Source organism: Streptomyces uncialis (assembly GCF_036250755.1).
GTDB classification, from domain to species: domain Bacteria; phylum Actinomycetota; class Actinomycetes; order Streptomycetales; family Streptomycetaceae; genus Streptomyces; species Streptomyces uncialis.
In genome coordinates this window covers 4,088,007-4,110,507 of record NZ_CP109583.1, presented here as the reverse complement: position 1 = coordinate 4,110,507, position 22,501 = coordinate 4,088,007, and the positions used below count along the sequence as shown (strand labels likewise).

Below are 22,501 nucleotides of genomic sequence, written 5' to 3'. Positions count from 1 at the left end.
CCAGCCGCTCGGGGAGGGCAGTGAAGGGGGAGGCCGGTGAGCGCAGGGGCCACCACCGTATGGGGTCGCGCCGAACAGCAGGACTTCCGCAGCCGGGTCCGGGGAACGCTCCTCGGACTCGCCGTCGGGGACTCGCTGGGCGCGCCCGTAGCGGTGCTCGACCTGGACGGTGTCAGGGACGCGTACGGGGACGACGGCGTCACCGAACCCGTCGCCGCCTACGGGCGGCGCGGCGCGGTGACCGCCGGTACACAACTGACCCTCTTCACCGTCGACGGGCTCATACGCGCCCAGGTCCGCCGGGACACGGGCGCCTGGCACCCGCCGACCGACCTGCACCGCGCGTATCTCCGATGGGCGGCGACCCAGCGCGACTGGGGGCCGGACGAGCGGCGCAAGGACAACGGCTGGCTCGCCCAGGAGGAGTGGCTCTACGCCCGCCGCGACCCCGCGCGGGCGCTGCTGATGGGCCTCGGGGACGAGGTGATGGGCACTCTCGACGCGCCGAAGAACCCCACCGCGCGCGGCTGCGAGGCGACCGTACGGTCCGCGCCGTTCGGGCTGCTCGTCGGCTGGGAACCACAACTCGTCGCGCAACTCGCGGTGGAGTGCGCGGCACAGACCCACGGCCACCCCAGCGGCTATCTCACGGCCGGGGCGTACGCGGTGATCGTGCACGGCCTCGCGCGCGGCGAGAGCCTGGACACGGCCGTGCGGCGGGCCCTGTCCCTCATCGAGTCCCGGCCGGGGCACGAACCCGTCGGGGAAGGCCTCCAGCGGGCACTCGCCGCGGTACGGCAGGGGCTGCCGTCCGCCGACCGGGTCGAGGATCTCGTCGGCGACGGGGACGCGGTCGGCGCGCTGACCGTCGCGGTGTACTGCGCGTCGGTCGGTGAGGACATCCGGCACGGGCTGCGTCTCGCGGTCAACCACGGCGCGGACTCCGCGGGTACCGGCGCGATGACCGGAGGTCTGCTCGGTGCGCTGCACGGGGAGACGGCGTTGCCTCCGGCGTGGGTCGCGGAGCTGGAGGGCCGTCCCACGATCCTGGCCCTCGCCGACGACTTCGCGATGGAGATGACACAGGGCCCGGCCCTGCACACCCCCACCACCTCGTCCCCCGCCTGGCTCACCCGCTACCCCCGACCCTGACCGACCGTCGCGCCGGCCCTGTACGGGGAGGGTTCTCCCGGACAGCGGCGAGCCCTCTCGGCCAGGACGGCGGGCCAGTCGAGAGGGCTCTTGATGAAGCTCGCGGTACGTGAGGGACGACCGCGTTCGCCGGGTCAGCCGAGTTCGGCGGAGCCCCGGTGCACATCGTTCAGGAAAGAGGTCCAGGACTGAGGGGTGAACGCGATCGTCGGGCCTTCCGTGACCTTGGAGTCGCGGATATCGACGGTGTGCGCGATCGGGGACCTGACCTCGACGCACGCGCCGTTGCCCGTCGAATAGGAGGACTTGACCCAAGAATTCGTAGCGCCCTGCTGGATTGCCATGTTCGCTCCGGTTTTGCCAGTTGCCAGTCGGTCATGTGACCACCGCGTCCGGCAGTCATGGCCGTGGCGGTCGTCGCCCTCCCGGAACCGTCACCGCTTGCATGACGTGGTGCTCCGTGATGGCGCGATCGACGCTACTCGTCAAGCCTCCTGGGCGAACGGGCCATTCACTCGACAGGGTGGTGTGCCCCCATCAGGTCTTCCATTGCCTGTTGTTGAAGGTGTATTGTGCCGACCTTTTGGAAGAGCATGCAATTCGGTACGGCTCCGCGGTGACAGCCCGCCGATCCCGCAGAACCGAGCGTGAAGATCGAACGGTGGCGTGTGCGGGCAGGGTGCGCTTCCAGCCGTACGGTGACGGTGGTCGGCGGCTACCGTCCGGCAGTTCCCGACCCGGGCAGGCCCGACCTCAATCGGCCCGCTCCGACCGATTGACCCGACGCGACCCGGACAGGCCCGACCTGAATGGACCCCGACCCGAATATGCCGTGGTCCGGCTCGGTCGTTGTACGGGACCGCCGTTCGGCATTGCCGCCTTTCGCTATCGGGACAACCCGCCCCGGCTCACCGCGCGTACTCCTTCGCGATCTGTGAGATGAACTGCCTCGACTGCTCGACATTCAGCGCCTGCGCGCGCAGATGCTCATACATCACGCTGTACCGCTGGACGTCGTTCGCCTTCTCCAGATAGAGATCACTGGTGACGCCCTCGATATAGACGACGCTGGAATCCGCGGCGTCGGGGAACTCCAGAATGGCGTACTGGCCGTTGAGTCCCGGATGCGCGCCCATGTCGAACGGGATCACCTGCACCGTCACATGCGGCAGCCGCGACTGCTCCACCAGATACTCCAGCTGTTCCCGCATCAGTTCCTTGCCGCCGACCACGCGCCGCAGTACGGCCTCGTCCAGGACGGTCCACAGCCGCAACGGGTTCTGCGGCGCCGTGATCCGCTCCTGGCGGCGCAGCCGCACCTGGACGCGCTTGTCGATGTCGGCCGGCGCGGTCTCCGGCAGCGCGCCCACGATCAGTGACTCGGCGTACGGACGGGTCTGGAGCAGGCCCGGCACCACCTGGGGGTCGTACACGCGCAGCGACGCGGCGTCCGTCTCCAGACCGATGTACACGCTGTACGGGATGTCGCCGAAGGAGTGCCACCAGCCCTGCTGACGTGAGTCCTTCGCCATCTGCATCAGCGACTCGACGATCCGGACGTCCTCGACCTCGTACACCCCGCACAGGTCACGTACGTCGCGCTGGCTGATGCTGCGGCGGCCGTTCTCCAGGCGACTGATCTTCGACTGCGAGACCAGCAGCCGCTCGGCGACCTCCTCCGCGGTCATGCCCTGCAGTTCACGGAGCCGACGCAACTCCTGGCCCAGGCGCCGCCGCCTGACGGTGGGATTGACATGGGACGCCACGGGACGTGTACCTCCGGGTCCGGGCCCGCCAACACCGGCTCGTGATCGCGGACGACTAGCCGTATCTGCTGTTCAGCAGACTGCCACCATGCGGCTCACCGCCGCTGGCAAACAGCGGATATCCGGGTGGACGACTCCCGGGGCGCCGTAAGTCGCGTACTGTCATGGGCCGTTAGCGCGGCGTCACGCGCCGCTGGCGGGGGTCCTGGGGTACGCGCCGTGCGGTGGGCAGCGCGAGGGTCAGGCTGCCGTCGCCGCTGTCCAGGCAGGGTGGGTGCACGGCTGCCGTGAGGGGCGCGGGGGGCTCGGCGCGCGCCCCCGGGTATCGCGGACACGTCCCGGGCATTGCGGACAGGCCTCAGGGATTGCGGACAGGCCTCGGGTAATGAGGACATGTCGCGGCCACGCGGACATCCGTCCTGTCAATGCGGACATGCGCCATATGTGCGCGGACACGTGACAGATCGATGCGGACAGGTATCTGTTCCGCTCGGACGCGTACGACGAAGGGGCCGGCGCGCACATGGAAGGGACCGGTCACGGGCCCCGCGCACCCTGTCCGGGGCGCGGAGAACCCCGCGTACCGACCCGTCCGGAACGGTGCGGGACCCTGGTCCGTCCCGCACCGCGCAAGCAACGAGCGCACGCCACCGGGCGTCCGCACGTGTTCCCGTGCAGGGACACGTGGCACGCCACTGGTGGCACCCACCGGAACGTCAGTGGGCGGCGACCCGAGCCATCGGGCTGTGCCGGGCCTGTAGCGGCATTCCGCCGGGCTCCGGCCGTCCGACCTGCCGTGGGGCGGGCTGCGCGGGACCACGCCGTGGCCCGGCCGCTGCCCCGTTCTGGACGTCCATCACGGCGTGCGCCACGAGTCCGCCCATCGGGTCGTGCCGAATCAGGTCCCGTAGCCGGGACCGCGAGGAACGTCCTTCGTTCCCCGGGTACAGATGCTTGCCGAGTCCGACCGCGTGGGCCAGTGCGGCGAGCGCCGCGGTCCGGGGGTCCGGCGGTACGCCGGTCCGGATCGCGCTGTCCAGCCGGGATCTGATCTCCCGGCTGATCGCCGTGTCCGTCGCCTGGTAGCGAGTCGTCGGCAGCACTCCGCACATCTGGCCCGCCACGGCATGCACCATGCCGCACCGCTCCAGATGCGAGAGATAGGTCTGGCGCAACCCCAGTCGGGGCCCGCCTATCCAGTGGACGGCCCGCACCGGTGCCCCGCGCCTGCGGAGCAGTTCCAGTGCGGAGTCCAATGTCGGATCTCCGGTCGGCCGTGGCACGACCACGGCGATACGATCCCCGTCCGGGGCTATTCGCCCGGCCAGCGCCAGCTCCACTAGCTGTGCACCGGCCAGACCGAGATCGAGCGACTGCGGCTGCGCTGTGGTACCCGTGGTCGGGTCCAGAGCGAGCAACAGAAGCTCCTCCGGAAGTGTTCTGCGGCTCCTGCCCATCCATGCCTCCCCGCGTGGATGAATGACAGGGTGACCCCTCTCACATTGGTCTGTCGAGAGTGCGTGGCCGCTTTGTAGTGGAACCGATAGGTATGTCGTTCTCGTCTACCGCAAGGGGCGGGTCCGAAACCAGCACACTGGGGGCGGCCGGGTTCCCCGAATTCGGGGCTGGGGCGAGCCGTGCGGTCCAATGACTGGGCAAGCGCGGCCGGTTTCGGCTGAGCGGTTGACAGCATGGCGTAGGAGGCATCGGTGGCGGGCGAGTCCCCCGACAGGTCGGAGCAGCGGAGTGTGTCGGGAGGCCCGGGGGCTTCATCGACACCTATGACGGCGTCGGCGTCCGAACCGGTTCCGGCGTCCGCCGGTGATCCGGCACCCGGCGGCGATCCACGTTTGACGATGGCCCGCGCGGGGGCCGCCCCGGCCGGCGACGCACGGCCCGACCACGCGACGGCGGTGTTCCGAACCTCGCACGAGGTCTCCGGGACGGAGTCGGGTACGGCGGCCCCGGATTCGGGTGCCGCGGCGGCCGGCGGGGGCGTACGGGACGGCGGTGGGTCGGACGGTTCCGTCGGCGGAACCGGGGCGCGAGCCGGGGAGGGCGCCGAGAGCGGCCCCACGGGCGCCGTGGAGGCCGCTGGAGGTTCCGCTTCGAGTGGTGCCCGGCGTGGCGGCGTACAGGAGCCCACAGGCGGCACTGAGGGCCTTGGCGGTGCGCCCGACGAGGACGACCGCCCCGACGGGTCCACCGAGGACGCCTCCCCGGACACGGACAGCGGTTCCGGCACCGGTTCCGCTTCCGCTCCGGACGCCGACCGGACCGAAGCGGACATGGGGGCGTCGGAAGCGGACACCGGGGCTGCTGGCGCTGGCGCTGGCGCTGGTGGCGGCGGTGCTGTGGCTGCGGGGGCCGGGGGCGCTGCCCATGAGGACACGCGCGCGCCCCATGAGGACACCCGCTCCGGCGATGCGGTCACGGATCAGATCCCTGTGGCCACCGAAGCGGCCATTGCGGCCACCGAAGCGGTCAACGCGGACACGAACGCGACCGCCGAGGCCACCTCGGACGCGACCGCCGACGCTGATGCCGACGAAGCAGTAGACGCGGACGGCACGTCCGGTACGGACGTGCGCGCCGACGAAGCGGCCACGGAAGCGGACGCCGTGACCGGCCCCGAAGCGGACACGGGCTCCGTGACCGCAGAGGCCGTCCCGGACGATATGGCCGGCCGCACGGAAGGCTCGCAGCGCGAGCCCGGCGACGAGCACGGTGACGAACCCCTCGGCGGGCCCCGCGACGAACCTGCGGACGCGACAGCCGACGCGACGACGGACAAGGCGCCCCGCGAGGACCGCGATGAAGCCGAGGACCGCGACGAATCCGCGGACCCGGACGGCGAGCGCCCGGCCCCCGACCAGGCCACGGCGGTCTTCCGCGCACTGCCGCCCCACGTCGATCAGCCCACGACCACGCTCAAGCTCGGCGACCGCGACACACGGCACCCGGCCCCGGGCGCCGACACCGACTCTGCCGTGGGCACAGGCACAGGCACAGGCACAGGCACAGGCAGCGCGGGCGCAGTTGCGGCGTCCGGCGTGGGCTCCGGTCGCGCTTCCGGCGCCCCGACCGATGCGGCCACATCTAGGACACCGGCTTCCGCGCCCGTCGAACGGGAGCAGGAGCGGACCAGCAAGTTCGTCGCCCTCAAGCCGCTCGACGAGCCCTCCACACCCCGCCGCCCCGCCCCGAAGCCCTCGTGGGCGGCCGATGCGGCCGCCGCCCCCGTCCCGGGCGCGCGCACCGCCGGGCCCGCCGAGACCTCGGCGCTCCCCACGGCGTCCCCGGAGCGCACCACCCAGCAGCCGCTTCCCCCGAGGCCCCCGCTGGACCTCCTCGCCGAGCTGACCAACACGCCACCGCCCCGGGAGACCCCGCTGCGGACGGCCGCGCGGCGGGTCAAGATCTGGACCCCGCTGGTCCTCCTGCTCGTGATCGTGTTCGCGGTCGCACAGTTCCTGCGACCGCTTCCGGAGCCGTCGCTGGTACTCACCGCCAAGTCGACGTACGCCTTCCAGGGGGAGGACATCGCGCTGCCGTGGCCCGAGGAGGGCCAGGGGTGGATGGACGTCAACGGCGTCGGGACGATGGACGAGTTCGGTGAGCAGAAGCCCGTACCGATCGGCTCGGTCGCCAAGGCCATGACCGCGTACGTGATCCTCAAGGAGCACCCGCTCAAGCCCGGCGCGGACGGGGCGTCGATCCCTGTCGACGCCAAGGCCGAGCAGGAGGGCGGGCTCGACGCCGAGGGCGAGTCGACGCTGAACACCCTCAAGCAGGGCGACAAGATCTCGCAGAAGGACGCGATCGCCGCGATCATGATCCCGTCCGCGAACAACATCGCCCGGCTGCTGGCCCGCTGGGACTCCTCGGAGAAGGAGTTCGTCGAGAAGATGAACCAGGCCGCCAAGGACCTGGGCATGAAGAACACGACGTACACCGACCCGTCCGGGCTGAAGGAGACCACCGTCAGCTCCGCCGAGGACCAGGTGAAGCTCGGCAACGCGCTGGTCCGCATGAAGGCCCTCACGGACATCACCAGGCTGCCGGTGTGGACCGACCAGACCGGCAAGGAATGGCACAACTACAACCGGCTCGTCCCCTATGACAACGCCATCGGCATCAAGACCGGCAGCACCACCAAGGCCGGCGGCAATCTCCTCTTCGCCGCCACCAAGGAGGTCGGCGGGGAAACGGCCATCGTCGTCGGCGCGGTTCTCGGGCAGCACAAGCCGCCGATCATCGACACGGTCAACGCCGTGAGCAAGACGGCCGTGATCGCGGCTCAGGACGCGGTCAAGGCCAGCACGGTGCTCAAGAAGGGCGCCGTCGTCGGACATGTGGACGACGGGCTCGGCATCCGGACCCCGGTCGTGGTGACCAAGGACGTGTCCGCCGTCGGCTTCGCCGGACACACGGTCAAGCTGGAGCTGACCGGTGACGGCGGGGAACTCGCGCACCAGGCCGCCGCGGGGACCCGCGTCGGCACCCTCACCGTCGGCGACGGTAAGGGGGGCGCGATCGAGGTGCCCGTCGCGCTCCAGGACGCCAAGAGCGAACCGGGCCTCGGGACGAAGCTCACCCGAGTGGGCTGATCCGTTCCGGCGCCCCTTTTCTGCCCGTCACCGGCCCGGTGGCGGGCAGAACGCCCTCGGTGGGCGCCTGTCCACGGGGGTCCCGCACTCCCTGGCCGTACCTCCGCTCGTGTTAGCGTCGCGTGATCGGGGCAGGACACCTGGGTTTCCTGGGGCGCGCGCCCCGAGGAGCCCCGGCCCATGACGAACACGGGGAGAGCCGTAAGTGGCCACGACGGAGCCGACGCGGGCCGACGACGCCGAGCCGAACAACTCCGCCACGGCGGACAGAAGCGGACACGACACCGTGTCGCACCCGCCTTCCGGTCCGGCTTCCCGCCCGGGCAGGCGACCCCGATCGACGGCCGCACCGAGCCGAATAGGTGCCGCTCCGTCCACCCGGGAGCACCACCGGGCCCCGGCCAGGGACGAGAAGCCCGCGTCGCCCTCGCCGGAGGTCAATGCGGCCATTGAGGACACCTCGGTTATCGCGGCCGATGAGGTCACCCCGGCCATAGAAGTCACCCCGGCCAATGCGGCCAATGCGGCCAACGCGGCGCCTCCGGCCGTGGATGCCGATGCGGCCGATGAGGTCAAGCGCTCCGGCACCGAGACCCCCGCAAGCCCAGGGCCGTCCCGTACGCGCCCGGTGAGCTCCTCCATGAGGACACCCCCACGCACTCCGGTGGCCGCGGGAGACCCCGATGTGCCGAGCGGCCCCAACCCGCCCCGCCGCTTGCGGGCGGCGGACTTCGTCCGGCATCCCGTAGTCCAGGTCACGGCCGTCGCCGCGGCCTTGCATGTCGTCTGGTTCTTCACACTCGCGAACGGTGGGGGGGACCTGGCGGCCCAGGACGCGTGGGCGGAGTTCGTCGGACAGAACCCGGGGTCCGCGTACAACCTCGCCTGGTACGGCGGCATGCACCCCGTCTCGTACAGCGTGGTGTCGCCGTACCTCATGTCCGTGCTCGGGGTGCGGACGACGATGATGATCGCGGGCACCCTGTCCGCGACGTTGATGACCCTGCTCCTGCTGCGCAGCAAGCCGGTGCGCAAGCCCCTCGGCCCGGCCTATATGGGTCTCTTCGGTCTGCTGTGCAACGCCCTGTCCGGGCGGGTCACCTTCGGCCTGGGGATGATGTTCGGGCTGGCGGCCGTCGCGACGGTGTTCTGCTGGCCGTACCGCTGGCGCGAGAAGCGGTGGGCCAAGGCCGCGGTGGCCGCGTTGTGCGCGGCCCTCGCCACGGCCTCCTCGCCGGTCGCCGGGCTGTACATCGGGCTGGTCGCGGTTGCGCTGTTCCTCCAGAAGCGCAGGCCCGGCGCCTACGCACTGGGACTGGCGCCGACCGCCGTCGTCCTGCTCTCGGCGTGGCTGTTCCCGTTCTCCGGCACCCAGCCGATGTCCATCGGGTCGGCGAGCCTGCCCATGGTGTTCGGGGCACTTGTCTACTTCCTCGTGCCGCAGGCGTGGAAGACGGTCCGCATCACCTCCGCCGTCTACACCCTCGCGGTGCTGCTGAGCTGGTTGATCAGCTCACAGGTCGGGTCCAACATCACCCGTCTCGCCATGCTGTTCGCCGGTGCCGTGCTGCTCGCCGCGCTGCCGTACACCGTGCCGCGCAGCCGCAAGTGGTACGTGATCGTGGTGGTGCTGGTCGGGTTCGTCACCTGGATCGGCGGCAAGACGGTCAACGACATCGTGAACACCACGCCGAAGGCGTCCTGGGCGCGGGAGCTGGCACCGCTGGTCAACCAGTTGCAGCAGGTGGACGCCGAGCGCGGTCGGGTCGAGGTCGTCCCGGCGCGCAGCCACCGGGAGGCGTCCGCGCTCGCCCGCTACGTGAACCTGGCGCGCGGCTGGAACCGCCAGGCCGACATGGAACGCAACCCGCTCTTCTACGACGACACCCTGAACTCCGCGAACTACCACGAGTGGCTGCGGCGGTGGGCCGTCCACTACGTGGTGCTGCCGGACGACGAGCCCGACGGCGATGGCGGACAACGGGAACGCGAACTCGTGCTGCGCGGCCAGCCCTATCTCAAGCAGGTGTGGGGTGACGCGAACTGGCAGCTCTTCGAGGTCACCGACCCCACCCCCATCGCCTCCCCGGACGCCACCGTCACGGACACCGAACAGGGCGGCATGACCATCGAGGTGCGGGAGCCCGGTCGTGTCCTCATCCGGGTCCCGTACTCACCGTGGCTCGGTCTCCTCGACGCCCAGGGCGAGAGTGTGAAGCCGCCACAGGAGGCGGAGTCGTCCAAGGTGCGTGCCGAGGGGACGCCCAAGACCTTCCTCAACACGGAAGGCTGTCTGCTGGAGGCCCCGGAGGACGCCGACGGTGACCGCTGGACGGAGCTCCTCGCCCCGCGCGCGGGGACGTACCACCTCGTGGCCCGCTACCAGATCCCCCGGGGCACCACCTGCCCCGACGAGCTCCGCTGACCCACCAGACACGCTGTCATCCTGGACAGCGGACAGCGGACAGCGGACAGCGGACAGCGGACAGGGGCGTGGCCTCCTTCGCCCCGCCCCGCCCTGCACCACCCGTTTCCGCAGTGTCCTCTTTGTGGCCTCAGCTTCGTGGCCTCAGGCCGTGAGCGCCTTCTCGACGGCGTCGACGAGCTCCGCCGCCCCGGGCTCCACCGCAGGGGCGAACCGGGCGACGACCTGGCCGTCACGGCCGATCAGGAACTTCTCGAAGTTCCAGCGGATGTCACCGGAGTACCCCTCCGCGTCGGGGTGACCGACGAGCCGCTGGTACAGCTCGTGCCTGCTGTCCCCGTTGACCTCGATCTTCTCGGTCAGGGGGAACGTCACGCCGTACGTGGCGGAGCAGAACTCCGCGATCTCGTCCGCGCTTCCGGGCTCCTGCCCCATGAACTGGTTGCACGGAACGCCCAGGACGCTGAAGCCCTGGCCCGCGTACCGCTCGTGGAGCTGCTCAAGGCCGGTGTACTGCGGCGTCAGCCCGCAGCGGGAGGCGACATTGACGATGAGGACGACGGAACCCTGGAGCGCGTCGAGTCCGGCGGGTTCGCCGTTCAGCGCGCGGATGTCCGTGTCGAGGGCGCGGGCGTCCGCCGGGTCGATGGCGTGCGATGAGGTGTCGGGCATGACTGGATGCTAGTCGGCCCGCCCCCGTGAACGAGAACCCAGCGGCCACTCGCGGCCACCTGCGGCCAACCGTGACCAGGCGTTGTCCTCATTCCTCATTCCTCAGGGCGCGAGCCGCAGCGCGAGGCCGTCGAGGACGCGGTCGAGGCCGTAACGGAAGTTCGTGTCACGGATCTCGGCCAGACTGCGGGCCCCCGAGGGCTTGGGCTGTCGCCGCAACCGCGGGTAGTCCGCCGAGGCCTCGTCGATCGCCGGCTGAAGACGGGCCGCCCAACGCTCCTCGTCCTCCCCGCTCCGGGCCACCATCGTGAGCCAGGCCGCCTCGCTCGTCCCGGTCCCGATGACGTAGGCGATGACCGTGGCGATCGCCTGGTCGGCCTCCTCCGCATCGAACCCGGCGGCTTCGAACAAGGCCAGCATGCGGTCATTGAGGCGCATGACATGAGGACCGAGATAGGACAGGCCGACCTGGCTGAAAACAGAGGCGACCCACGGGTGCCGAAGGATCATCGCCCGGACACTGTCCGCGCAGACGACCGCGGACTCCCGCCAATGCGCGGGATCGTCGGTGTCCGGCACCAGGATCTCCCCGTACACCTCGTCCACCACCAGCTCGATCAGCTCGTCGCGGTTGGTGACGTGCCGGTACAGGGAGGTCGCTCCGGCACCCAGCCTGGTCCCGAGGCGCCGCATGCTGAGCGCCTCGATGCCCTCGGCGTCGAGGAGTTGGACGGCCTCCGCGACGATGTGCTCCCGGCTCAGCGCGGGCTGCTCCCGGCGCGGTCGACGGCGGGTCCAGGCGGAGGCCACGGGCGGCTCATCATGCGCGCCCCCCGCGCTGCCGGAACTCTCGGACGGCTTCGCGGCCGCGGCGGACGGTTTCCTGCTGACGGCCATAACGCCTTGCTCCTTCGGTACGCGCTGTCGCTGATAGAGGTCCCGGGCATAGCGGCCGGAGGGCGTCCGGGGCATGCGCATCCCGCCGTTCCTGCCTGCTCCGAGGCTTCGCGGACGTGCGCCGTTCCGACTGCGATCGATCGCTCCTGAGCCCAGGGAAGCCCACCCCATCACCGTAGCGCACGCCGTACGCATCTGCGTACACCCAACCCAAGCAGGGTCATGCGAACGCTGTGCGCACTTGCGTACGGCGTTCGGCGTGCGTACGGTGTTCGCAGTGCTGCGAACGGTGTGCGCATCGACGGAATGGTGTTCGCAGCGTGCTGCGTCAAGTGCTCTGGAACATCCGCGTCGTCCTATCGAAAGGTCTGTCATGGAAGCCCGACGAGTCAGCGATCCCCGCCGCTGGTTGATCCTGATCGTGCTGTGCCTCAGCACTCTCGTGCTGGTCATCGACAACATGGTGCTGACAGTCGCGGTGCCCTCCCTGGCGGCCGACCTCGGGGCCACAGCCCAGGACACGCAGTGGATTCTGGACTCCTACATCCTGGTCTTCGCCGGCCTGCTGCTCACCTCCGGCAGCCTCTCCGACCGCTTCGGCCGACGCCGGATCATGGTCATAGGACTCGCCCTCTTCGGACTCTCGTCCCTGGCGGCCACCATTGCGGACAGCCCCGCTCAGCTCATCGCGGCCCGCGCGGTCATGGGTGTCGGCGGAGCGCTGGTGCTGCCCAGCACGCTGTCCATCCTGATCACCGTCTTCGACGAGAAGGAGCGGCGGACCGCGATGTCCGCATGGAGCGCCGTCGCCATGGTCGGTCTGATAGGCGGCCCGGTGCTCGGCGGCGTGCTGATCGGCTGGTTCTGGTGGGGTGCCGTCTTCCTGATCAACGTGCCCATCGCCGCCCTCGCCATCGTGGCCGCTTATGTCCTCATGCCCGAGTCCAAGGGGCCGTGGCAGAAGCCCGATCCGCTCGGCGCGGTCCTCTCCTCGGTGGGCATGGTCGCGGTGGTCTGGACGATCATCGAGCTCCCCAAGGGCGGACTCGGTCACACCAGCACTCTCGCCACCCTCGTCGTCGGCGTCGCCTCGCTGGCCGGCTTTCTGGTCTGGGAGTCCCGAACCGACGCGCCTATGGTGCCCCTTGGCCTCTTTCGTGACCGCAACTTCAGCGGCGGCAGCCTCTCCTTGGCGCTCGTCCAGGTCGGCAACGGCGGGCTGCTCCTCGTCCTGAGCCAGTACCTCCAGTTCGTCCTCGACTACACCCCCACGGAGGCCGGTCTCGCCTTCATCCCGTTGGCCGTGGCGTCACTCGTCTTCAATGGCATCGGCGCCGCCCTGGGCACCCGAACCGGCAACCGTCCCCTTGTCGCCCTCGGCCTCGTTCTCACCGCCGCAGGCTTCTTCGCACTCTCCGTCACCGCGTCCGGCGGGGACCTCGTCGCCGTGGCCGCGTCCCTGGCGCTGCTGGGCGCAGGCTCCGGTCTGGCCATGCCGGCCGCGATCGCCGCACTGATGGGCGCCGTTCCGCAGGAGCAGGCGGGCGTCGGGTCCGCCCTCAACGACACCATCCAGCAGATGGGTGCCGCCCTCGGTGTCGCCGTCCTCGGCAGCGTTGTCTCCAGCGGCTTCGCCGACCGGCTGCCCGGCACCGCTCCCGAGGCGGCCACCCGCTCGATCGCCGACGCCCTCACGCTCGCCGGGACCACCGGTGACGCCGACCTCGCCTCGGCCGCTCGCGAAGCCTTCACCGGCGCGATGTCCACCAGCTTCGTCATCGCCGCGGCCGGGGTCCTCGTGGCCGCCCTCGTCGCCTTCCTGCTGATGCGTGACGCCAAGACCGAGCACCCCATAGCGAAGCCCTCCACGCCCGTACCCGTCCCGAGCGCGCTGGACACCGCTGCGGTCTGACTTCCGCCCCCCCCGAGTCGCGGTACGTGCGACGGGCCTGCGACTCGCTGACGGAATGCGGACACCCGCTACGCCCGAGTGACCGCATGCATCACCCGCCCGACCCCACTTCCGCCGGAACAGCCGCCCTCCGGCAGCAAGGAGACACGGACATGGCCCCGCACACCACGCCCACCCGGACCGACGCTCACACCCGCACGGCACCCGAGGTCGTTCAGATCGAGGACTCGGTCTACGCCACAGCCGAATCCCTTCTCCGCCACAATCGCCGCCACCTCGTCCTCGGAGGCCGGATCAGGCCCAACTGGACAGGTGACGGCTCCCGCTTCTGGTACACGGTGGCCACCGACCAGGGACCGGGCGTTCCTCCGGGCCGGATGTTCATGACCGTCGACACCCGCACCGGCGCCCGTACCCCCGCGTTCGACCACGAGCGACTGGCCGTCGCTCTGGCGAAGGCGACGGGACAGCGCGTGGAGCCGGCGCATCTTCCCTTCGAGAGCCTTGAACCGACGGAACGGGCGGGGACCGGGGCCGATCGGGGCAACGAGACGAGGGCAAGCGGCGACGCCACGGGCGCCAGTGAAGCCATTGCGGTCGATGAGGTCCCGGCAGGCGGGTCCATAGCGGTCAATGCGGCCACTGAGGCCAGCGCGACCTCAGCGGACGCGCCCATAGCGGCCAATGAGGCCAGCGTCGCTCCCATCTCGTCCGCAAGGAACTGCGAGCCCCCTTACTCCGCCGTCGAGTTCGACACCCCCGAAGGCCACTGGCGCTGCGACCTCTCCACCTACGCGATCACCCGAATCGACGGTCACCGACCGGCCAGTTTCCTGGACATGGTGTCCCCCAACGGCAGATGGGCGGTCCGACTCAAGGACCACAACCTGTGGCTCCGTGACCAGGCGACCGGGATGGAGCGACCGCTCACGACGGACGGCGAGCAGGACCACGAGTACGGGCTCAGCCCCTTCAGCCCCCAAGTACTCCTGGGCAGGATCGGCCTGCCCCATCTGCCCCCCGCTCTGGTCTGGTCGCCGGACTCCACCCGTGTCCTGACCCATCTCACCGACCAGCGCGATGTACGCCGTACCCACACTGTCGACCACATGCCCGACAGCGGCGGTGCGCCCGAGCTGAGGACTCAGCGGTACGCGTACCCGGGCGACGAGCGGATGCCGACGGGCGAACTGGTCGTGCTGGACATCGCGACCGGGGACACGGTGCGGGCACGCACCGAGCCGCTGAGCATGCCGCTCATGTCCCCGATCACGACCCGGTGGGCCTGGTGGGACGAGGACGGTTCAGCGGTCCACTTCCTGCGCCAGTCCCGTGACGTGCGGACACTGACCCTGGAACGGATGGACCCGGCGACCGGGGAGGTGCGCACACTCGTCACCGAGACGGGTCCGACCCGCGTGGAACCGGCACAGCAGCAGTCGCAGAAGCCGATGGTGCGAGTGCTGTCCGGCGGCGCTGAGGTGCTCTGGTACTCCCAGCGGGACAACTGGGGCCACCTCTACCTGTACGACACGGCGTCGGGGCGGCCGGCGACTCCGGTCACCACCGGTTCGTGGGCTGTTCAGGAGATCCTCCGTGTGGACGGACAAGCGCGGACCGTCGACTTCGTGGCGTCCGGACTCGTCGTCGGCGACCCATACCGGCGTACGGTCTGCCGGACAGGTCTGGACGGTACGGGCCTTGTTCAGCTCACGGACGACGGGCTCGACCATGAGGTCACCGTCACCCCCGCAGGTGACCGCTTCATCGACTCGGCCTCGACCCAGGACGTCCCGCCGGTGATCACCGTCCGGGACTGGGACGGGCGAGCCGTCGTGATGCTGGAGAAAGCGGACATCAGCCGTCTGCGGGCCACGGGCTGGACGCCGCCGGAGCGGTTCACGGCGAAGGCCGCGGACGGCGTCACCGACATCCACGGTGTCCTCTACAGGCCGCACGGGTTCGACCCCGAGCGTTCCTACCCGGTCATCGACCACCCCTACCCGGGCCCGCATATGCGCCGGGTGAGCTCCGCCTTCGACCCCGGGGTGCTCGGCCATGACGCGGAGGCGGTCGCGGCACTCGGGTTCGTGGTGATCGCCGTCGACGGACGGGGCACTCCGGGCCGGGACAAGGCGTTCCATGACGCCTCGTACGCGCGGCACGAGGCGGCGGGCGGCCTGGAGGACCACGTCGCGGCCATACGGCAACTGGGCGCCGAACGACCCTGGATGGACCTGGATCGGGTCGGCGCCTTCGGCCTCTCCGGCGGCGGCTACGCCACCGTCCGGGCGATGGCCTCGTTCCCGGAGTTCTTCAAGGTGGGCGTCGCGGAGGCGGGCAACCACGAGAACCGCTTCTATCACCTGTGGTGGGCCGAGACGTACGACGGCCCGGCGGCGGAGGAGGACTACATCCGTTCCTCCAACGTGGAGGTGGCAGACCGTATCGAGGGCAAGCTCCTACTGATCCATGGCGGTATGGATGACAACGTGCACCCGCACCACACCCTCCGCCTCGCGGACGCCCTGGTCCGAGCGGACAAGGACTTCGACCTCTTGATCGTCCCGCGCGCGGAGCACGCCTTCTTCGGGTACGAGCACTACGTGAGCCGCCGCCGATGGGACTACTTCCTGCGCCACCTCCTCGGTGCCGAGCCCCCGAAGACGTACCGGCTGACACCGCCGACGATCGACGCGGAGCTCCTGAAGGACATCTTCAGCTGAGCCGCCGACCATCAGTCCCCCGCGATGAGGCACTCCCGCGATGAGGCCCCCCGCCGACAGGACACCAGCGATGAGGACGAATCCGGCGATCCGTTGACCTAGATGCCAACACGCCCGCAGCGGCCACCCCGCCCCAGCCCATGGCCCCTGCTCCCCAACTCGTGGCCACCGCATCCCAAGTGGTGGCCACTGCGGCGTTTCTCCATCCGTGAGGCCCTACAGCCACTCTGACGGCAACTCACCTGTTCCACCCCTCCTATCCCCATTGCTCCCAACTAATGCAACAATCCTGAATATCCGATTGTGCCCGGGAGGGGACGCACAGTGATGACCACCCACCGCCGCTACGCCCACGCACTCACCGCGATCAGCTTCCTGCTCGCTGCTGGGGCTCTGTACGCCGCGTACCAGGCGTACTGGCTCGTGGCCGTCGCCATGACCTACAGCACCGCCCTGCTGGCCTGGGGAGCCTCCCGTGAACGCGCCGTGGGTCGAAGACTTCAGGACGAAGAGCGTCACGCGACACGTAGGGCGGACCTCGACCCCCTGGACGCACCGCCTCCGCTCGCCCCCTGCTGCCCACTCTGGTACCACTCGACCACGGTCCACGGCTCCACCTGCACCCGCGTCACCCCTGCGGCCTCAGCGGACAACAGGCAGGGCAACGCGGCCTGAGCCGCACCTGGGCACGTCGCCGCATGCGAGTGCGCGCCGGGCCGGTTCGACCGGGCGGCCGACGGCCGGGGCATGCCATCAGGCATTGATCACTGCCGAGCGCAGCCGTCGTCGGGTGTCTGCGGCCCGTATGCCCGGCACCTGCGGCAGCCCGACCGCAGTGAGACTTCCGCCAGGTCAAGAACATCCTGCTGATGGTCGACCGCCCGGTGGCCGCCCTCCTGGAGCCTGTACCCCACCGCTTCACCACAGCCCGAGAGGGATCAAAGCCTCCCGGAGGGGGTGATCTTCGGGGTCGCCATTGAACGAAGACGCGCGGAAGCCCCGAACCGATCTCGGTGCGGGGCTCCTGTGCTGGTCAAGCCATGTGCCCCCGGCAGGATTCGAACCTGCGACACCCGCTTTAGGAGATTCCTCGGGGCAGGGCTGTGACCTGCGCAGATGTCACCTGAAGGGTCCCTGACCTGGGGAAACACCGCTCAATGGTTCTCGCATGTTCGCGGGATTTCCCGGCCTCATGTGTGCTGCATCCGTTCTGCCCAGTGCCACGTGCGGAGTCTGTGGTTGTGGGTCTTACCGTCTGTGCGTTGTTGTCAACGGTTTTCCTGTGTTTGCCAGTAGGCGATGTTGTTGGTGATGACGGTGATGATGGGATCCGTAGGATCTACGAGGCGTCGTGTGTGGGTGAGCATTCGGGTGAGCATGCGGACGGCCTCCCCTGGGCGGCCCGCGCGTCCGTGCCACATAGCGAGCTTGTCGAGAGCCGAACAGGTGGCGGGGTGATCAGGACCAAAGCGGCGTTCAATGCGGTTTAGCAGGGCCTGGTAGGTGTCGCTTGCCGCGTGTGCGTAGCCCGTGGCACCTTGCCATTGGCCAAGGCTATCGAGAGACGCCAGCGTTTGAACGTGGCCAGGACCTAGCACGCGCTCCTGGTCAGAGAGCAGCTCTTGCAGTGCGGCGATGGCTGCCTGGGGTGCTCCTGCAGCGCCACGCATGACAGCCAGGCTGTGACGGGTACTGAGGATGCTGGAGTCATCCGGTGCGAGATGGTGCTGCTGATCACGGAGGACGTCCTCTAGCGTTTGTACAGCCTTCTGGGGATTCCCCGCCCGGCCCAGGCACTCGGCGTGGCTCTGCCGGGAGGTGAGTGTGCTGGGGTGGTGAGGGCCGAGAACCCGAGTTCTGTCAGCGACCACGGTAGCGAGGCTTTCGGCTGCGGTGGCCGGATCGCTTTCTGCCTGCAAATGGGCGAGGTTGTGGCGTGCGGCGAGCAGCTCGGGATGATCTGGGCCTAGGCTCTCACCCATGTCGGGAATCACCGCCTGATACTCGTCGATGGCCCTATTCGTCTCGCCAGCCGCTCCCTGCCAACGGGCAAGGCTTTGCCTGGTGGTCAGGACGCGCGGGTGACGGGCCCCGAGCAATCGTGTTTGGTTGGGCAGTAGCGCTTCGAGCAAGCTGACGGCCTCGGCGGCGTTGCCTGATTCACCCAACCAGCGGGCCAGATTGTGGCGGGCGGTCAGGGTGCCATCGGCATCGGCACCGAACTCCTCTTCCATGAGGGGGATCAGGTTGCGATAGGCGTCCGCAGCCTCCACTGCGTCACCCGCGGCACCTTTCCAGTAACAAAGATTGTGGAGAGTGGCAAGTATCGCCCCACGGTTGGCTCCGTCGCGCTGCCGGACAGCGAGAATCTCTGTGAGGGCGGTGATGGCGCCGTTTGTGTCGCCCGCCTCGCCTCGTTCGATTGCAAGGTTGTGGCGAGTGACGAGTGTTTCAGGGGCCTCGTATCCGAACAATCGGATTTGGTCCGCCTCAAGACTTTCCAGGGTCCGGACTGCCCTGGCGTGATCGCCGGCCTCTCTTTGCCAGCGGGAGAGCTCGCTCCGTGCAAGAAGGGTGTGCCCGTGGTCGGTTCCAAGATGTTGGTGGGCGAGGGAGCGGAGAGCCTCGAAATGGCTCTGTGCCCAGGAGGTGTCGCCAGATTCACCCGCGCTCGTGCCCAGCCGGAAGAGGAGGGTGTATGCCGTGTCATCCTGCCACAGAGGGTGACCTTCGTTGTGGTAATCGTGGGCTGCCAGCGAGCGGGCGTTAGCCCGCAGCCGCTCTGCGCGGTCCTGGTCGAGGCCAGTGTCTGGCCAGATGCTAAGCAGGGCGTGAGCGGCAGCGGGCAGGGCGGAGTTCAGTCGCTGTGATCGATTGTCGCGCGAGGACTCAGCAGGTTGTTGCTCGCGCACGGCGCGCTGGATGAGTTGGTGCATGCGGACTAGCCATGCGTCGTCGCAGTCCTCGCCCGGGATGTGATCGACAAGGTGTAGTCGGTCCAGCGTTGCCAGGGTGTGCTCGGCGTCGAGCTCGTCCACGGTTTGTTCTGTTCCGCTGCGCTCGGTGAGCCACGCGAGGGCGGCTTCGCTGGTGAACAGCAGGGCGGGAACGCCGGTTGTCCCGTCCAGGATGGCGGCCATTTCCAGCATGGGCCGGGCCAGCATGCCGGTGTGCTGGTCAGCCTGGTCGATGGAAATGTCCCACAGCGCTGCGAGTGAGCCCGCTGTAGCGCTACCGCGCACACCAGGGATCAGTCGCTCAAGGGTGATCCGACGGTCTGCGAGCTGGCGTCGATAACGGGCGATGGTGCAGGAGGGGTTGTAGTCGAGATACGCGGCAGCGCGTGACAGCGCCAAAGGAAGATGACCGAGGTCATCGGCGAGTCCTGCCAGCTCCACGTCTGTACTGGTGCCGGTGGGCACGGCCCTTTGAAGTGTGTTGCGCAGGTGGGTGAGGGATTCCTCCGGTGCGAAGACGCCAACCGACAGGAACGGATGTCCACTTGCTGTAACTAGATCCTTCTCGCGGCTACGTGTGGTTACGATGACCCTGCCGCGACCTGCGGTGCGTCGAGGCATCCACAATCCCTCCATGACGCCGGGGGAGTGAACGTCGTCAAGGACGATGAGCCAACTACGATCGGTGACTCGCAGCCAGTTGAGAAACTGCTCAGCCGCAGACTTGGTGTCCTCATCACTGGATACCAGTTCAAGACTTCGGGCTGCCTGGGCATAGGAACCGGCCACGGCAGCCGTGTTGTCTGCCGTCACCCATATCAGTACATCCACTCCGCTGTCCGCCGCGTCGGCGGAACGGCGGCAGTAGTCAGCGGCTAGGCAGGTTTTGCCGACGCCGCCGGCCCCTGTGATCAAGCGTCCCGTAACGGCTGTGCCAGCTGTGTCCCCGAGGTCATTGCCTTCGGGCGCGTCCAGGGCGCGTGCCAAGGCATCGCGGTGTTCTCGTTCGACGAGCACCCCGGCCAAGTCGGGCACCAACCCCAGGCGCAATGGCCTTGAGCTGTGACAAGTACCCCCGGACTGTCGCTTTGCTCGGGTGCCGGTTGCCGTGCTGCCCCGGTGATCCGTAGTCCTGCTTTGCGCGGCTGCTCGACGTAGGCCCTCCCACCAGACACGGGATCGCGGTCTGAGCTCCGAACCAGAGCGGCTGTCTAGGAGGTCGGTGACGAAGGTGAAGGGCCGTCCGGCCCGCGGAACACTCTGAGCGTTGAACCATGCGCTGAGAGTGCTCTTGGTTAGGGTGATGGGAGGAGACTGCCGCCTGGCCTGCTGGGTGATCTGACCGAGCGAGAGTCCAGATGCTTGCCGCTTTGCCCTCAGCTCCTCAGCCAGACGCGAGGCTGCTGCCGGGATGTCCACGATGCCGTTCCCCGTTCGTTCCGAACCTTCCACGAACCCTACGCCCCACCTATCTGACCACCGCGTACCCGTGGTCCGTGGGTAGTTGTGCCTCGCCGAACCCCATTCCGAACAGGTCAAGTGTCCTGTGGCCGATCACTTGGTTGGTCAAGTCAACCGATGGGATCGACAATGCGTATTCTCTGTCGCAAAGCGCGGTACGTATGGCGCACGCCAAGACTGCGGCGGCGGGTGGTCGTGATTGTTGTGCGGTGGATGGCCGGTATCGCGCTGAGGGCACTGACGGTCATTCTGTGGGGTTGGTGGACCAGCTAGTCGCGAGTCCTGATGTCAGATTGGCCCACACGCTGGAGGAGAGGCGGATGGGGTTTGATCCGCTCATTTCTATTCGTATGCCCAAGCTCGCCCGGTCTGCTGGTACTCCTCGACAGGAATCGGATCGGTCCCGGGCGGCATGCGGGCCGTGTAGAGCAGGCCGTTGAGGTGGTCGATCTCATGGTGGATGAGGCGGGCGAGGCCGTGTTCGTACATGGTGGTCACGGTCTCGCCGACGAGGGTCGTGGTCTCCACCGTGATCTCCAGGGGCCGTGGGACGAGGCCCCGGACGTCGAAGAAGCTCAGGCAGCCCTCGTACTGCTCGTCGCTCGCCTCCACACCGGCTGTGATCCGTGGGTTGAGCAGGATGATCGCCGGTGCATCTCCCGGCGGCTGAACCACGGCAGCGGCGCGGCCGATGCCGATCTGTGGGGCCGCGATGCCCATGCCCTTGGCGAAGGGGTGGACCTGACCGATGCGGTTCAGGGCGGCGAACAGTTCGTCCACGATGCGCTCGGCCTCGTCGCGCTCGCTGGGCAGGTTGAAGGGGCGGGCAGGTGTGGTGAGGATGGCGGCGCCCTCCTGGACGACGCCGAGGTCGCGCATCTGCTGGCTGGGCCGAACGTCCTTCAACTGAACTCCCCTTGGTTCGTCTCGTGTTCGGGTCGTGCCCGGAATCGCCACTCCAAACGGTACCGAGCGTGCAGTGCGGGTGTGGTCGTGATCCACGTGAAAGCCCGCTGCTCGCCGTCGTCACGGCGGACGGGTGGGGTGCGGAGCGGGGAGGCTTCGGCGGTCATGGAGGTCTCGGTGCCCCAGACCACGGGGTCGAGGGCGGCGGGGAAGGCGAGCTGGACTTCGAGCTGTTCGGTGGGCAGGCGGACGGCACGCTGGAACCAGTTGCCCCATTTGTCGTCGCCGACGGTGTAGGCATACTCGATCCAGACGGATTCGCCGGGGTAGAGCGGGAAGCGGCCGTGTTCGTTGTCGAACAGCAGCCAGATCTCCTTGAAGGCGTCGCGGTCGTGCTTGGCCTGCCAGCGCATGGGCTCGCCCCGGCAGGTGGCGGTGAGGTCGAGCTCGTCCCAGGTGAGCGGGTGGGCTCGGTAGTGGGCGTTGGACTGTTCAGGGTTGCCGGGGTAGCGGTCGACCGAGATGCGGATCAGGTAGCGGGTGACCGGTTCCGTTCCGGTGTTCCGGAGCCGTCGTCGCATCGTGAGCCGGTACGAGCGGCCGTCGTAGCGGAGATGGGCGGCGTCGTGTTCGACGACGAGGGCGGAGCCTGCGGCGTACGGCTGCTCGGGCCTGCGCGGGGCCGGCGGGGCTGCGGGTGGGCGCCGTGCTCGGGACTCTCTGGCCTTCGCCTGCTCGTAGTCGAGCCAGCGCCGCCAGATGGCCTTCCCCGAGTTCATGACCTTGTCGGCGAGCCGGGCGAACTCCGCGCTGGGCTTGTGACGACCGGACTCCATGTGGCTGACGTATGACGGGTGGAAGCCCATGGCCTGGGCTAAAGCCCGCTTGGACAGACCCCGTACCTCCCGCCACCGCGCCAACTCGGCCGCGAAGTCCTCGGCTGCCTGTTCGGCGGTGATCTCCGCGCCCTGGGTGTCCATCGAACCATCGCCCCGTGTCATCTTCAGTGAGCATGAA

14 protein-coding genes are annotated in these 22,501 nt (G+C 69.0%); 6 read left to right on the top strand and 8 right to left on the bottom strand.

Annotated features, from left to right (window positions below; all coding sequences use genetic code 11):
* The first annotated feature begins 36 nt into the window (after positions 1-36).
* Positions 37-1,152: an ADP-ribosylglycohydrolase family protein gene (locus tag OG711_RS16870; protein WP_073783650.1), complete on the top strand. Its 1,116-nt coding sequence runs from the start codon at positions 37-39 to the stop codon at positions 1,150-1,152.
* 134 nt (positions 1,153-1,286) lie between these two features.
* Here OG711_RS16870 and OG711_RS16865 read toward each other — a convergent pair whose 3' ends face one another.
* From OG711_RS16865 to OG711_RS16855, 3 genes are all read right to left on the bottom strand, one after another.
* Positions 1,287-1,496: a DUF397 domain-containing protein gene (locus OG711_RS16865; RefSeq protein ID WP_073783652.1), complete on the bottom strand. Its 210-nt coding sequence runs from the start codon at positions 1,494-1,496 to the stop codon at positions 1,287-1,289.
* Positions 1,497-2,060: 564 nt separating this feature from the next.
* Positions 2,061-2,918: a helix-turn-helix domain-containing protein gene (locus OG711_RS16860; RefSeq protein ID WP_073783654.1), complete on the bottom strand. Its 858-nt coding sequence runs from the start codon at positions 2,916-2,918 to the stop codon at positions 2,061-2,063.
* A gap of 716 nt (positions 2,919-3,634) precedes the next feature.
* Positions 3,635-4,375, bottom strand: a complete 741-nt coding sequence (locus OG711_RS16855) for a GOLPH3/VPS74 family protein (protein ID WP_073783656.1) — start codon at positions 4,373-4,375, stop codon at positions 3,635-3,637.
* A 990-nt stretch (positions 4,376-5,365) separates the two neighbouring features.
* Here OG711_RS16855 and OG711_RS16850 point away from each other — a divergent pair.
* Positions 5,366-7,528, top strand: coding sequence for a serine hydrolase (locus OG711_RS16850; protein ID WP_329559639.1), 2,163 nt, complete (start codon positions 5,366-5,368; stop codon positions 7,526-7,528).
* Between the two features lie 640 nt (positions 7,529-8,168).
* On the top strand, positions 8,169-9,953 hold the full coding sequence (locus OG711_RS16845) for an MFS transporter (RefSeq protein WP_329559638.1): 1,785 nt from the start codon (positions 8,169-8,171) through the stop codon (positions 9,951-9,953).
* A 144-nt stretch (positions 9,954-10,097) separates the two neighbouring features.
* Here the strand turns inward: OG711_RS16845 and OG711_RS16840 are convergent, their stop codons facing one another.
* Together OG711_RS16840 and OG711_RS16835 are read right to left on the bottom strand one after the other, a co-directional pair.
* Entirely contained in the window at positions 10,098-10,625 is a 528-nt protein-coding gene (locus OG711_RS16840) for a glutathione peroxidase (RefSeq protein WP_266509007.1), read from the bottom strand.
* Between the two features lie 102 nt (positions 10,626-10,727).
* A complete protein-coding gene (locus OG711_RS16835) occupies positions 10,728-11,522 on the bottom strand; it encodes a TetR/AcrR family transcriptional regulator C-terminal domain-containing protein (protein WP_329559637.1) in 795 nt (264 codons plus the stop codon).
* Positions 11,523-11,895: 373 nt separating this feature from the next.
* Here OG711_RS16835 and OG711_RS16830 point away from each other — a divergent pair, with 373 nt between their 5' ends.
* From OG711_RS16830 to OG711_RS16820, 3 genes are all read left to right on the top strand, one after another.
* On the top strand, positions 11,896-13,434 hold the full coding sequence (locus tag OG711_RS16830; RefSeq protein ID WP_329559636.1) for a DHA2 family efflux MFS transporter permease subunit: 1,539 nt from the start codon (positions 11,896-11,898) through the stop codon (positions 13,432-13,434).
* Between the two features lie 152 nt (positions 13,435-13,586).
* A complete protein-coding gene (locus OG711_RS16825; RefSeq protein ID WP_329559635.1) occupies positions 13,587-16,160 on the top strand; it encodes a S9 family peptidase in 2,574 nt (857 codons plus the stop codon).
* Positions 16,161-16,487: 327 nt separating this feature from the next.
* Positions 16,488-16,835, top strand: coding sequence for a hypothetical protein (locus OG711_RS16820; RefSeq protein WP_329559634.1), 348 nt, complete (start codon positions 16,488-16,490; stop codon positions 16,833-16,835).
* Between the two features lie 593 nt (positions 16,836-17,428).
* Here OG711_RS16820 and OG711_RS16815 read toward each other — a convergent pair.
* The 3 genes from OG711_RS16815 to OG711_RS16805 form a co-directional block, all read right to left on the bottom strand.
* Positions 17,429-20,134 carry a tetratricopeptide repeat protein gene (locus OG711_RS16815; protein WP_329563858.1) on the bottom strand — a complete coding sequence of 902 codons (2,706 nt, stop codon included), beginning with the start codon at positions 20,132-20,134 and terminating at the stop codon, positions 17,429-17,431.
* A gap of 786 nt (positions 20,135-20,920) precedes the next feature.
* Positions 20,921-21,484, bottom strand: coding sequence for a peptide deformylase (locus OG711_RS16810; RefSeq protein ID WP_329559633.1), 564 nt, complete (start codon positions 21,482-21,484; stop codon positions 20,921-20,923).
* Complete coding sequence (locus tag OG711_RS16805; protein ID WP_329559632.1) at positions 21,481-22,485, bottom strand: helix-turn-helix domain-containing protein; 1,005 nt, start codon at positions 22,483-22,485, stop codon at positions 21,481-21,483. The genes OG711_RS16810 and OG711_RS16805 overlap by 4 nt, the downstream gene beginning before the upstream one ends.
* Between the last annotated feature and the right edge of the window lie 16 nt (positions 22,486-22,501).

Coding starts and splice junctions, on each gene's coding strand:
- OG711_RS16865 (WP_073783652.1), bottom strand. CDS start 1,496: ATGGCAATCCAGCAGGGCGCTACGAATTCTTGGGTCAAGTCCTCCTAT.
- OG711_RS16855 (WP_073783656.1), bottom strand. CDS start 4,375: ATGGGCAGGAGCCGCAGAACACTTCCGGAGGAGCTTCTGTTGCTCGCT.
- OG711_RS16845 (WP_329559638.1), top strand. CDS start 8,169: ATGAGGACACCCCCACGCACTCCGGTGGCCGCGGGAGACCCCGATGTG.
- OG711_RS16840 (WP_266509007.1), bottom strand. CDS start 10,625: ATGCCCGACACCTCATCGCACGCCATCGACCCGGCGGACGCCCGCGCC.
- OG711_RS16835 (WP_329559637.1), bottom strand. CDS start 11,522: ATGGCCGTCAGCAGGAAACCGTCCGCCGCGGCCGCGAAGCCGTCCGAG.
- OG711_RS16830 (WP_329559636.1), top strand. CDS start 11,896: ATGGAAGCCCGACGAGTCAGCGATCCCCGCCGCTGGTTGATCCTGATC.
- OG711_RS16825 (WP_329559635.1), top strand. CDS start 13,587: ATGGCCCCGCACACCACGCCCACCCGGACCGACGCTCACACCCGCACG.
- OG711_RS16820 (WP_329559634.1), top strand. CDS start 16,488: ATGACCACCCACCGCCGCTACGCCCACGCACTCACCGCGATCAGCTTC.
- OG711_RS16805 (WP_329559632.1), bottom strand. CDS start 22,485: ATGACACGGGGCGATGGTTCGATGGACACCCAGGGCGCGGAGATCACC.